This is a genomic window from Flavobacterium fragile, from assembly GCF_023634865.1.
Taxonomy (GTDB): Bacteria; Bacteroidota; Bacteroidia; order Flavobacteriales; family Flavobacteriaceae; genus Flavobacterium; species Flavobacterium fragile.
Genome location: NZ_JAMLJN010000002.1, coordinates 1 through 13,716, shown reverse-complemented (window position 1 = coordinate 13,716; position 13,716 = coordinate 1). Strand labels below are relative to the sequence as shown.

The window sequence follows — 13,716 nt, the reverse complement described above, 5'->3', positions numbered from 1 at the left end:
TTCATAATGAAAAAACGAATTATAACCTTACTAGTACTAACATTTTTTAGCTGTAAGGCAAAGGCACAACAAGATCCACATTATACACAATACATGTATAATATGAATGTTATGAATCCTGCCTATGCGGGGTCTAAGGAGTCTCTGTCTATTGGATTGCTTTACCGTCAACAGTGGGTAAATGTTGATGGTGCTCCTAAAACAGCTACCTTATCAGTGCATAGTCCAGTAGGAAAAAATGTAGGTTTAGGACTATCTGTTATATCTGATAAAATTGGACCAGTTGAAGAAAATAATATGTATGGAGATTTTTCCTATACTCTAAATTTAGGAGGAGAGCATCGATTAGCCTTAGGATTAAAAACGGGACTTACTTTTCACAAAGTAGGTTTGTTTAGTGATATCGGTAATGGTTATGTACCTCAGCCAGGAGATATTGCTTTTCAAGAGAATACTAGTAATATCTATTTTAATATTGGAACTGGATTGTTTTATTATACTCAGAAGTATTATTTAGCGGCTTCAATTCCAAATATGCTAGAAACCACGTATTTGGATGTTCGTGAAAATGGACAACAATATGAATTTGGTAGTGAAAAACAACATTTTTTTATTACCGGTGGATATGTGTTTGACGTATCAGAGACTATGAAATTTAAGCCTTCATTTATGATGAAATCTGCTTTTGGAGTACCAGCTTCTATTGATGTATCAGCAAATGCTTTATTCTTAAATAAATTTGAGATTGGCGCTACTTATCGCTTGGATGATTCTTATGGAGCAATGGTTAATTATGCTATTTCGCCAAGCATTCGAATAGGATATGCTTATGATCATATTGTGTCTGACTTAAATGTTACTACACCAGCATCTCACGAATTCATGCTGTTGTTTGATTTAAATATGCCAAAAAGGGTTTCCGTTTCACCAAGGTTTTTCTAATATTATACGAATTGACAAATGAAAAAAAAATATATTGTTTTTAGTTTATTTTTGGTTTCTCTTTCAATAGGGGCTCAAACCAAAGCTTCTAAAAAAGCAGACCAGTTTTTTGAAAGTTATCAATATGTGAATGCAATTGATGCTTATTTACAATTGGTTAATAATAAAAATGCAGATCAGCACGTTTACAAAAATTTAGCAGATTCGTATTACCATATTTTTAATACAAAAGAAGCTGTGAAATGGTATGAAAAAGCAATTCAAGGAGCTGCAGATTCGGAAACATTTTATCGTTATGCACAATGCTTAAAGTCTAATGGTAATTATAAAGAAGCGAACCATATCATGGATAAATTTGCTGATTTAGCACCAAGTGATGAAAGAGCTAAAGCGCATAAAGCGAACCCAAACTATTACAATTCATTGAACGAAGCAAAAGCTCTTTTCTTTGTTGAAAACACCTCTTTTTCTACTGAAAAAAGTAATGATTTTGCACCTTTTTTAACGAATGAAAACGAATTGTATTTTGTAAGTTCAAGAAAATCAAATAAAACTGATAAATGGTCTAATCAGCCTTATTTTAATATTTTTAAGGCAAACCGTAATGAAAATGGTGTTTTTACGGAAGTGACAGAAGTAAAAGAATTGAATACGCCATTTCATGATGGCCCCGTAGCAATTAGCCAAGACGGAAATACAATGTTTTTTGCTAGAGATGGACATAGTTCTAATTTGTATACAAAAGACAAAAAAAATAATGCTAAAATTGCTCAATTAGGAATTTACAAAGCAGTCAAAGTGAATGGGAAATGGTCAATCGGAGAGGCGTTACCAATAAACAGTACTTCGTATTCCGTTAGTCATCCGTCTTTGAGTTTAGATGGTAAAACATTATATTTTTCCTCTAATATGCCTGGTGGTTACGGAGAAAGTGATATCTGGAAAATAGAAATAAAAGAAAATGGTTATGGAAAACCTGAAAACTTAGGAAAAAGAATAAATACTCCGGGTAGAGAAGTGTTCCCATTTATCGCAGCTGACTCTATTTTATATTTCTCGTCAAATGGTCTTCAAGGATTTGGTGGATTAGATATTTTTAAAGTGGATCTTAGAAATCCAAAAGAAGCGGTTAATCTTGGCAAACCTGTAAATACCGAAAGTGATGATTTTTCTATAAATTTAAATAGTTCCAAAAATGTAGGATACTTTGCTTCAAATCGTTCAGGATACGATGCTATTTATCAAGCAACTCCAGTTTGTGGTACAGAAGTCACAACTATTATAACCGATGTAAAAACAGGTAAACCAATTGCGGATGCTCTTGTTTCTGTATTGGATGCAAAAAATAATATAATTGAAGCTAAGAAAACGGATAATACCGGAAAAATTATTTTTAATCTTACATGCAATTCAAACTATATGTTACAAGTAGTGGCTCCAAATTATGAAACCATTACGCATAAGTTTGAAAATAATAAAGAAGCGTTTTTAATGATTCCATTAAGATTGAATCCAAATGAGGTAACGATTACTGAAACAGAAGTTATTTTGGGTAATGTGTATTTCGAATATAATAAATCTAATATTACGCTGATGGGAGCTGAAGAACTTAATAAATTAGTTAAAGTGATGCAGGAAAACCCATCTATGATAATTTTTGTTAAGTCACATACAGATTCTAAGGGTAGTATGCAGTATAATGCAAAATTATCTGAACAACGAGCTCAAGCTACTGTTCAATACATTGTTTCTAAAGGAATTAATAAAGAACGTATTTCTGGAAAAGGGTTCGGTAGTTCAGAACCTAAGGTAAATTGCGGATCAAACTGTACCGAAGAAGAAAACGCTACCAACAGACGTTCTGAATTTATTATAGTAAAAAAATAATTTTATTGTTAAGCGACAAAAAATTGTTTAAATAAAGCAATAGCTAATCTGTTTTTACTAGGTTAGCTATTGTAAATTGATTATAAAGTTAAGTTAATGATTCGTACAGTATATTTTTTTTTATTAGTATTAGCAACGTTTAATCTTTTTGCTCAAGCTCCTAATGATTGTAGTAATGCAGTTATAGTTTGTGGCAATGGTAATTTTAGTTCAAATGCTACGGGTATTGGTAACCTTCAAGAAGTGGCGGGCTGTGGGGGCTTCGAACACAATTCTTTTTGGATGAAAGTCAATATTGTAAGAACTGGAACTTTAGGTTTTAACCTAATTCCAGATGACCCATCAATATCCGTAGATTATGACTTTTGGGTGTATGGACCAAACAGATCTTGTGGTAGTCTTGGTTCACCAATTCGCTGTTGTACAACAAATCCGCAACAAGCCGGTCTTACAAGTAATGTTACCGGTATGATAGGAACTTCTGCTACAACAACTGCCGGTCCAGGAGCTAATGGTAATGGATTTGTTAGATGGCTAGATGTGGTTGCCGGACAATCGTACTATATCGTTATTGATAGACCAGTTGGCGCTGGTGGTTTTCAAATCCAATGGACGGGGTCAGCAATGGATGCTGGCGGTGCTTTTCCAACTCCACCTGTAGCTAATAATTTACCCGAGGTAAGAACTTGTAGCGTTACTCCAAACGTTGGAATTTTTGATCTTAACAGTGTTAGACCTCAAATTAATTCTGATTTAACGAATAATACAGTTTCTTTTTACACTAATCTAGCAAATGCAACAGATGGGGTAAACGAACTTCCTAGTATCTATGGAAATACATCAAATCCTCAAACGATATATGTAAAAGTAAAAGATAATGTTTCAGGTTGTAATACAATTACCACACTTCAATTAAAAGTATACCCAGTGCCCGATGCTTCTATTTCTGTTGCTGAGAGTACTGTTTGTGCTAATACGAATGCAACTATTAATTTTACTGGAACTCCAAATGCGGTTATTGAATATACAGTAAATGGAGGTAGCGTACAATCTGCTACTCTTGATGGTTCGGGTTCATTTCAAATCATTACTCCAATAACCAGTACCACAGTTTACAGACTAGTGAGTGTTAGAACACTTGGAACAGATAATGTAACAACCTTATGTTCAAGAAATAAGAACGTATCGGTAACGATTAATGTGTCAAATCCACCTGCACCTACTGTATCATCTAATAATACTATATGTTTTGGTGATATTGCTATTTTTGATTTAACGGGATTACCTAGTGCAATTATTAATTACACTATTGATGGTGGTGCTACTCAAACAGCAACATTAAACGGAAGTGGAACTTTTCAAATAAGTTTACCGGCTTTACCTGCTGGAACTCATACCTTATTAATTACTAGTATTACTGAGCCAAATGCTCCATATTGTACTACTAATACTAATGTTTCGGCAACAGTATTAGTTCAACCTCAATTAATTGCAGGCCTTACCGCTACTAGTTCAGTATGTTCAGGAACCTCAGGAACGGTAACCTTTACAGGTACTCCAAATGCTCTTGTGACCTATACTGTTGATGGAGGTGCTAATCAAACAATTACATTGAATGCATCTGGAACAGCAACATTGACAACCCCAGTTTTAACAGCTAATTCAACTTATCAGTTGGTAAATGTTGAAACCACTTCAGCACCCTTATGTACTATAGCACAAAATGATAGCGTAACTATTTTGGTTACAGGATTACCTACGGCATCAATTTCAGGAACAGCTTCTATTTGCTCTGGAAATACTTCGGTTATTACATTTTCAGGTTCTCCTGGAGCTACAGTAACTTATACTATTAATGGAGGTTCTAATCAAACAATTTTACTTGATGCAAGCGGAAACGCTTCATTAACTACTCCAGCTTTAACAGCAAATACAACTTATGATTTAGTTAGTGTGGCAACAACTTGTACTAATGCTGCATCGGGTAGTGCAATCATATCAATTTTAAGTTTGCCAACAGCAACTATTTCAGCTAATACAACCATTTGTTCCGGTTCTTCAGCAACGATTCAATTTAATGGAACGCCTAACGCTACAGTGACTTATACAATAGATGGTGGAGCTAATCAAACTATAGTTTTAAATGCATCTGGGACTGCTTCAGTCACTACTCCAATACTAACAACAAATTCAACTTATACTTTGGTTAGTGTCGCTTCCGCAACAACACCTATATGTACGCAACCACAAACAGGGTCAAGTTTAGTCACCGTTCAAGCCTTACCTACAGCAATTGTTTCTGCCAATACGGTATGTTCAGGAAATACTGGAACAGTAACTTTCACAGGAACACCAAATGCAGTAGTAACTTATACCGTAAATGGAGGAGCTAATCAAACGATTACATTAAATGCCTCTGGAAATGCTACATTAACTACTCCTGTTTTAACAGCAAACGCTACTTACCAATTGGTGAGTATTGTAACAACATCAGCTCCAATTTGTAGTCAAAATTTAACTACAAATGCAACCGTTATTGTGACTGGTTTGCCAACAGTTTCTATATCGGGATCAGCTACTATATGTTCAGGAACAACTACAGTAATTAATTTTACTGGAACAGCTGGGGCTACAGTGACTTATACAGTAAATGGTGGTGCCAATCAAACTATTGTTTTAGATGTAAGTGGAAATGCAACGTTAACAACACCTGCATTAACAGCGGAGACCACTTATACTTTAGTAAGTGTAAATGGCGCTTGTCCTAATACGGCAACTGGTAGTGCAATAGTAACGGTTTTACCATTGCCAACTGCTTCGGTTATTGCGCCTACAATTTGTAGTGGAACTTCTGGAACCGTTTCTTTTTCGGGAACACCAAATGCAGTGTTAACTTATACCGTAAATGGAGGAGCCAACCAAACGATTACATTAAATGCTTCTGGAACAGCTTCAGTAGCTACACCAATACTTACAGCAAATTCAACATATGCATTAGTGAGTGTGGCATCTGCAACGACTCCTGTTTGTACGCAAATAATAACTACTAGTGCAACTGTAACGGTTTTACCTTTACCTACAGCTTCTGTTTCTGCCAATGCCATATGTTCAGGTAATACAGGAACAGTAACTTTCTCTGGAACACCAAATGCAGTGGTAACTTATACAGTAAATGGTGGTGCTAATCAAACGATTACTTTAAACGCATCGGGAGCAGCGACATTAACTACTCCTGTATTAACAGCTAATGCAGTTTATCAATTGATAAGTGTTGTTACAACGGCAACACCTGCTTGTAGTCAAAATTTAACTGCAAATGCAACAGTTGTAGTAACGAGTTTGCCAACTGCTTCTATTTCAGGAACAATATCAATTTGTTCAGGTGGAAATACAATAATAAGTTTTTCAGGAACCCCAAATGCAGTAGTAACTTATAATATTGACGGAGGAGCGAATCAAACAATAACATTAAATGCAGCAGGTGTTGCTTCTATTACAACTCCAAATTTAACAGCAAATTCGACTTATCAGTTGGTAAGTGTTAATGGAGCTTGTTCAAACACAGCATCTGGAAGTGCAGTTGTAACGGTTCTAGGATTGCCAACAGTGGCTATTTCTACTCCAACAATTTGTTTTGGAACTTCAGGTACTGTAACTTTCTCAGGTACACCAAATGCTGTAGTAAATTATACTATTGACGGCGGTGCCAATCAAACTATAACATTAAATGCAGCAGGAAACGCTTCAGTAGCTACTCCGGTTTTAACTGCAAACTCAACTTATACTTTAGTAGATGTTACACTAACAACTCCAAGTTCTAGCTGTAATCAATCTTTATCAACAAGTTCGACGGTTACGGTTACTCCAATTCCAGATGCAATTGCAAATCCTTCACCTCAAACGATTTGTTCTGGAACTACAACGGGTATCAATTTAACGAGTTCTGTTGCAGGAACTACTTTCAATTGGACCGTGGTTAGCCAAACGAATGTTACAGGAGCTACCGCAGGAAGTGGTACAGTAATTTCAGATACATTAACAGCTACAACTGCTTCAAATGGAGTAGTGGTGTATTCGGTTACTCCAATTGCTAATGGATGTCCGGGTACTCCAATAACAGTTCAGGCTATTGTTACTCCTTTGCCTATTGTGATACCAACAAATTCAAATCCTAGTTTCTGTTCTGGTGGTACAACTAATATCCAATTATCAAGTAATGTTACAGGTGCCACTTTCTCTTGGACAGTTGTAGGTGCAAATATTACAGGCGCTACAGCAGGTTCGGGAAACACTATAAGTCAAACTTTAAATATGGTTGCAGGTACAACGGCTCCAGCTGAAGTTATTTATGAAATTATAGCTTTAGTTAATGGATGTGCAGGGCCTGCACAACAAGTTAGGGTACTCGTAAACCCAATACCTGATTTAGTTATCATTAGTAACCCAAATCCAATTTGCTCGGGCCAAAATACTAATATATCTTTTATAAGTTCAATTTCTGCTACTACTTTTAATTGGGTTGTTCTTAGTAGTAACGGTATTACAGGTGCATCAAATGGAACAGGAACAATCATCCAACAAAATTTAACAACAACTGGTTTAAATCAAGGGTCTGTTACTTATGAAGTAACACCTAGTTTAAATGGTTGTAATGGTCTGCCTAAAACTGTTACAGTATTAGTTAATCCTACTCCAGAAATGTTTGCAGATCCTTCTCATCCTCCTATATGTACCAATCAAGCTACAGCCATTTTGGTTTCTACATTTAATCAAAATACTATTTTTGATTGGACAGTAAATGCCGTAAATGTAAATGGTGCATCTTCAGGAACAGCAACAGGTTTAAACGCATTGATTCAACAAGTTTTAACCACAACAGGGAATACACAAGGATATGTTGATTATACAATCATACCTCGATTAGATAGTTGTACTGGAATTCCAATTGTAGTCAGAGTATATGTGAATCCTTTACCACAACCCGTTTTAACAGATGGAAATATTTGTGTGGATGCATTGGGTAATTCTTTTCAAACGTATCTATTAGATACTGGTTTAAACAATGTAGAATATGATTTTGTTTGGTTTTATAATGGTAATCAAATACCAAATTCTAATAGTTATACTTATGAAGCATCTGAAACTGGCACATATAGTGTGATAGCAACAAGTACAGTTACAAATTGCGAGTCCCTAGAAGTCAGTGCAAATGTTGGGTCAACAATTCCTGCATCGAGTTTTACTACCACACAAACAGATTATTTTAATGATAATGCTACCATAACAATTGAAGTGTCAGGTGGCTCAGGAACTTTTCAATACCAATTAGATAATGGTGCACTTCAAGAATTAAATAGCTTCACAAATGTTAGTCCTGGAAATCATATCATTACTGTTATTGATACTCAGGGTTGTACATATCTTGTTCAAACGGTTTTTGTCATAGATTATCCTCAATACTTCACTCCTAATGGAGACGGATTTAATGATGAATGGTTCGTAGCAGGATTAAAAGATACAGATGTTATTCACATTTTTGATCGATATGGTAAATTAATTAAAAAACTAAGAGGTGTTGAAAAATGGGATGGAACTTTTAATCAACAACAATTACCATCTACTGATTATTGGTTTACCATAGAATATTTTGAACCCGATGTTTTAAAACAATTCAAAGGGCATTTTTCTCTAAAAAGGTAGTCTATCTAATGCATTGTTCAAATAAATTTTGCATAAGGTAAGATTATAAAGATAGTTTTTAAGTTTTAATATTGGTTTGATTAATTAAGATGCTGGATTAGTTTTCGGCATCTTTTTTATTAGAATAAAAAGTAATTTTTTTTAAATATGACGAACAACCAAAGCAATTAAACGATACAACCTAAAATAAAATGTACTTTTTTTTATTTCAAGCGAATAGCTCGGGCATTCTTGGTTTCCATTTTCCCGCTGTCTGTTAAACACGGTATCACTCCCATCGGGGCTAGATGATAAGCAAATGGCTTTCTTGTTTTCTTTGTTTTAAATAGGAACGCTTCGCTAATTTATTTGCGCCCACCCAGTCCAACGCTCCCCACCGCACTAGTGGTATTTTGTGTGTTTTTAGCACTTGTTTTCCCCAAAGTAAGTCAATAAAAAAAGGCTCCCTGTTTTCCCAACCCCTCGCGCACAGTCCGCCTTTTTTTATCCACTTACACCCATTCCAAAAAACAAACGCTAAAAACACACAAAAACCACTCCCAAGCTATATTTACATAATAAGTGTTATAATGCCTTCCATCTCCCAATGCTACGCCAACGGCAGTTATAACAGTTATTATGTAAAATATCCGCGCCCAGCCGCACCCACCCGAAAAAGAATAGGAACGCTATCGCTAACGTAATTTTCATTGTTTTTTGAAAATGCCATTCATTTCCAGTTCACTGAATTCTAAAAACTGAACACTGAACACTTTTTAGGCATTATCAAAAATCAAATTTCCCCCACAAGAGTATGGTTTTCTAATCACTATTCACTAATCACTCAAAAAAACCATACCCTTGTTCCGCTACTGCCCTCTCACTAGGAAGTATCATATTGTTTTTTGAAGATGCCTCCCTTTTCCAATTTGCTGAACACTAAAATCTGAATACTGAACACACATCAGGCATCCTCAAAAATCAAACCACCACAAGAGTGTGTTTTTCTTTTTTATCATCTTCATAAAGCCATATTGTCAAACCGTGCCTAGTCGAGGTCGTCTAGCAAAAAAAAGAAAACCACACCCTTGTTCACCACTCCCGATTGAACACCCCCTAAAACCTCAGTTCACAAGAAAATTTGGGGTAAACATTTTTACAAAAAAAAGGATAAAAAAGAAGCCAAAGATTTGCTCCGGGTATTCAAAAAAGCAAGTTCAAGCCTTCGGTTCCGGATAAAATCTCCACCCATACATTTTCAATACCACCACATCCACTTAGCGTTTCCACAGACGCATATGGGTAGTATTTTACCCGTAAAACTTGCTTTTTTGAAACCCTCCACAAGGCAAGACGGCTTTCTTTTTTTTCCTTTTTTCTTTTGCAAAAATGTGTGTGGGGCATCTCGGTTTCCAATCACATTTCGGGCAATCACGTAGGAAAGACGAAGGAAGTTAACCTGTTAAATCCTTGTACTATGGACACAATTTTTATTAAAACCCACCAACCTGGGGCGCACTATGCCAAACCGCATTTTTTCGTATTATCAAAAGGACTAAATAGCGGAAAACCACAAAACGAACCTTTTACAAACAGCTTTGTACTAGTCTTCCAAACCGAAGAACAAAAAGAAGACGTTTACTGGATAGCCATGAGCCTCTGGAAATCCAAATTCTGGCCCCAATATCTGAGAGGTTCTGTAATTCCTTTCTTATCACTCTATGAATTCAAAAAAGAGTTCAACCCAAGAGCAACGCGAATGATGCGAGAACACGAACTACACAAAAAAAACATTCAAGCACTAAAGCTGCTGAAGGAACAAGAAAACCACCACCACAAAAACATCCACCTCATCAACGAACTCAAAAACGCTATTATGATGAGGTATAGAAGAAAATAACTGCAAGCTCAGATCTAAAGGTCTGAGCTTTTTAATTTTACTTTAGAAATTATATTGAGAGAATTTATTTATATTTGGAAGACATAAATTATTTTATCTTTTAGATTAAAATACGAAGTTTTTTTGTCTTGGAAAAGTTTGTAATTTAATCTTACGATTTAATATTCAATAATTAAAAAATTATCACATATGCTAAATATAGACGAATCCAAAAATAATTTTGATGTATACAAAGAAAATATAAGTGATTTTGAAAAAAATGATCTTAATGAAAGTGATACACGTTCTAAACTTATTGATGCCCTTCTAATTAATGTTTTGGGGTGGTCAGAAGCAGATATTAAAAGAGAAGGTAGGTTAGAATCAGGGTATTTTGATTATCAAATTTCCTCACCAGGATTTACTTTTATAATTGAAGCAAAAAGAAATTTTAAAGATTTTTCAATTCCAACAAAACATAAAAAAGCTAAAATCAAATCTATATATTCTGAAAATGAAGAATTATTTAAGCAAATTAGAAGTTACGCAATTGATAGTGGTTTACAATTTGGAATTTTAACAAACGGTCGTCAATTCATTTTGGTTAAATTATTTAATACAGATGGGAAAAATTGGAAAGAAAATGAATGTTTGCTTTTTAATGGTATTGAAGATATTGAAGCTCGTTTTGTGGAGTTTTATGACAATTTATCAAAATATGCTATTGTTAACAATGGTGGTTTTATTTTTGATTTTCCTGTAAAAAAATTCGAATCAAATACAATTCTTTCAACTCTTATTGATCGGGATAAAGAATTGGTTAGAAATTCACTTAGTATTAAACTGACACCGATAATAGAAAAAGTATTTGGTGAAATATTTAGTGATGATAACGAAGATGATAAAGAATTTATAGAAAAATGTTTCGTTGAAAATAGTGAAACGAAAAAGAACAGAGATGAGATTGATAGATTGTTTGGAGACAAAGCCCCACAACTATCCAACGTGGTGAAAGCTGTTAATACTGCTAGTATAAAAGGACAAATTTCATCAGAAATAAATCATGATGAAATAAATATAAGAAATTTAGTGCCACCAAAACCAATTGTAATTGTTGGTTCAAAAGGCGCAGGAAAGACTACATTTATTAATCACTTATTTAAGACTGGGGATAATGATTCTCTTAAAAATCATCTAATTGTTTATATTGATTTAAGAGTTTTTTTTGATTCTTATAATTCGTTTGAACCAAGTAATATAGCAAAGCAAATTATTGAAAAAACTCTCGATTCATATACTGAATTGGAACTACATTCTATTAAAGCTTTAAGAAGGATATATTCTAAAAAAATAAAAGAAAATGATGAAAGTATATGGCTTTACGACAAACAAAATTCTGAATCATCTTATCAAAGTAAACTTGCAATTTTCCTTGAAGAATCTAAAAAAGATTTCCCAAAACATTTAGAACATCTAAATAAATACCTTATCAAGGAACATAGAAAGCGTATAATTGTAGTTGTTGATAATGCAGATCAATATTCATCTGAAATTCAAGAAAAAGTATTTCTATTTGCACATTCATTAGCTAAAAGTTCTTATTGTGGTTCAATAATTTCATTGCGTGAAGGATATTATTACAAATGGAGATATTCACCTCCATTTGATGCATATGAATCTAATGTTTATCATATTACTGCCCCCAAATATTCAGAAGTACTTTTAAGGCGAATAGATTATACATTAGAAAAATTAGAGGAGATTGATGGAGTTACTAAGGGTCAAAATGATATGGGGCATAAAATTGAAGTACCTAACCAGGCTGTAATAGAATTTATGTCAGGTTTAAAAGATTCTCTTTTTTCTGACCAAAACACTGAATTAATCAACTATTTGAACTTTACTACTTATCCAAATATTAGGGAAGGACTTCGTGTATTTAAACAATTTCTTATATCTGGTCATACAAATGTAACGGATTACATTCTTAGAGAAAGATATAAGAGTTCAGATAGAGACAATAAACAAGTAATTCCAATTTTTGAATTTGTGAAAGCTATTGGTTTACACAACAAGCTTTATTATAATTCTGAATTTAGTATTATTTATAATTTATTCATTCCGCCTACAGACAGTGATGATCATTTTGTGAATTTCTATATTCTTAAAGACATGTTTGATATAATGGAATCAAAAGGTTCTGCAAATAAAAATGTTCTAAGTAATGATCTTATTGACAAATTTGTTTCGGTTGGATATAGAGCTAATGTTATTGTAAATTCGTTGACAAATCTTTTAAAATTCAATTTAATTGATACTGACGAACAGCTAAGTGATGTTGAATGGGATGTTTTACCTAAAAATCTAAATATTGGAATCACCTCAAAAGGTCATTACTACTTTAAAGAGCTTTGTACTAGATTTCACTATATTGATTTATGTTTACAAGATACACCAATTTTTGATAAAGGATACTTTGAAAAATTAAAAGCTATTTTTCCACAATCGGATGCTACCGGAAAACGACTATTGTCAGAAAGACTTGAATCTGTAAATGTTTTTATCGATTACTTAAAAGAAAAAGAAAGTAAGCAAGCAAATAACTTGAAAATCATGTATGGAGAAATAACTGATCATATTTGTAATGGTTTAGCGGCAGATTTAAAACGAATTGAAAAGAAAGTTTAATTTTTTTTTAATTTAAATTGGTTTTTGAGAAACTAATTAATTCTTAAATACTGTAGATTTTATAAACTATGAGTTATTAACGAGAAAAAAGCCTAATCGTAAAAAAATTAGGCTTTCTCACACTCAGTAAAGGTTACCAATCAAAACTGAGCTTATTTCTTTTTTGAGGTCAATTGCTTTAAAAGCAACGTAACACCAAAACTCACTACTGCTCCAATAAAGGCTAAAACTATGGTTTTCACGACATCTGCTGAGGTTAAATTAGGAATAACACTCAATGCAAATCCTCCAAAAGTTCCTGCCCTCAAAGTTAAGGAATTATCCATTTTCTCCAACGTCAGTTTCGGGCTTAACCTCATCTTTTTTGTTGCCCAGGATAGTATTATCCTTAACCTGTACTGAGCATTCTAAGATAAAAACAAGTAATCAAGCAATTAATTTTACAAAAGGTTCATTTCTTTTTGCAACGGCGAATATTCTTAGTACAATTTTGTTTGCAACAGCATTTAAAGCTGTAAGCTTGTGCTTTCCTTTTTCTAATTTTTGTTGGTAATATTTTTTTAATTGAGGATCGTGCTGAATGGCACTTCCCGCAGCCTTAAATAAAATAGACTTTAGTGTTTTGTCCCTCAAAAAGTGTG

Annotated in this window: 6 protein-coding genes and 1 pseudogene; 5 read left to right on the top strand and 2 right to left on the bottom strand. The window is 33.9% G+C overall.

The window, feature by feature from the left end; genetic code table 11:
* The first annotated feature begins 6 nt into the window (after window positions 1-6).
* The 5 genes from NAT47_RS02605 (at window position 7) to NAT47_RS02585 (ending at window position 13,075) form a co-directional block, all read left to right on the top strand.
* Window positions 7-942 carry a PorP/SprF family type IX secretion system membrane protein gene (locus NAT47_RS02605; protein ID WP_250579973.1) on the top strand — a complete coding sequence of 312 codons (936 nt, stop codon included), beginning with the start codon at window positions 7-9 and terminating at the stop codon, window positions 940-942.
* 18 nt (window positions 943-960) lie between these two features.
* Window positions 961-2,829, top strand: coding sequence for an OmpA family protein (locus NAT47_RS02600; RefSeq protein ID WP_250579972.1), 1,869 nt, complete (start codon window positions 961-963; stop codon window positions 2,827-2,829).
* 96 nt (window positions 2,830-2,925) lie between these two features.
* Window positions 2,926-8,529, top strand: a complete 5,604-nt coding sequence (locus NAT47_RS02595) for a PKD-like domain-containing protein (protein WP_250579971.1) — start codon at window positions 2,926-2,928, stop codon at window positions 8,527-8,529.
* A gap of 1,456 nt (window positions 8,530-9,985) precedes the next feature.
* Window positions 9,986-10,408: a DUF6943 family protein gene (locus tag NAT47_RS02590; RefSeq protein WP_250579969.1), complete on the top strand. Its 423-nt coding sequence runs from the start codon at window positions 9,986-9,988 to the stop codon at window positions 10,406-10,408.
* Window positions 10,409-10,597: 189 nt separating this feature from the next.
* Window positions 10,598-13,075 carry a P-loop NTPase fold protein gene (locus NAT47_RS02585; protein ID WP_250579967.1) on the top strand — a complete coding sequence of 826 codons (2,478 nt, stop codon included), beginning with the start codon at window positions 10,598-10,600 and terminating at the stop codon, window positions 13,073-13,075.
* 152 nt (window positions 13,076-13,227) lie between these two features.
* Here NAT47_RS02585 and NAT47_RS02580 read toward each other — a convergent pair whose 3' ends face one another.
* Together NAT47_RS02580 and NAT47_RS02575 are read right to left on the bottom strand one after the other, a co-directional pair.
* Entirely contained in the window at window positions 13,228-13,401 is a 174-nt protein-coding gene (locus NAT47_RS02580) for a hypothetical protein (RefSeq protein WP_250579965.1), read from the bottom strand.
* Window positions 13,402-13,501: 100 nt separating this feature from the next.
* A pseudogene (locus NAT47_RS02575) lies at window positions 13,502-13,716 on the bottom strand (IS110 family transposase); the annotation flags it as partial.

Coding starts and splice junctions, on each gene's coding strand:
- NAT47_RS02585 (WP_250579967.1), top strand. CDS start 10,598: ATGCTAAATATAGACGAATCCAAAAATAATTTTGATGTATACAAAGAA.
- NAT47_RS02590 (WP_250579969.1), top strand. CDS start 9,986: ATGGACACAATTTTTATTAAAACCCACCAACCTGGGGCGCACTATGCC.
- NAT47_RS02600 (WP_250579972.1), top strand. CDS start 961: ATGAAAAAAAAATATATTGTTTTTAGTTTATTTTTGGTTTCTCTTTCA.
- NAT47_RS02595 (WP_250579971.1), top strand. CDS start 2,926: ATGATTCGTACAGTATATTTTTTTTTATTAGTATTAGCAACGTTTAAT.
- NAT47_RS02580 (WP_250579965.1), bottom strand. CDS start 13,401: ATGGATAATTCCTTAACTTTGAGGGCAGGAACTTTTGGAGGATTTGCA.
- NAT47_RS02605 (WP_250579973.1), top strand. CDS start 7: ATGAAAAAACGAATTATAACCTTACTAGTACTAACATTTTTTAGCTGT.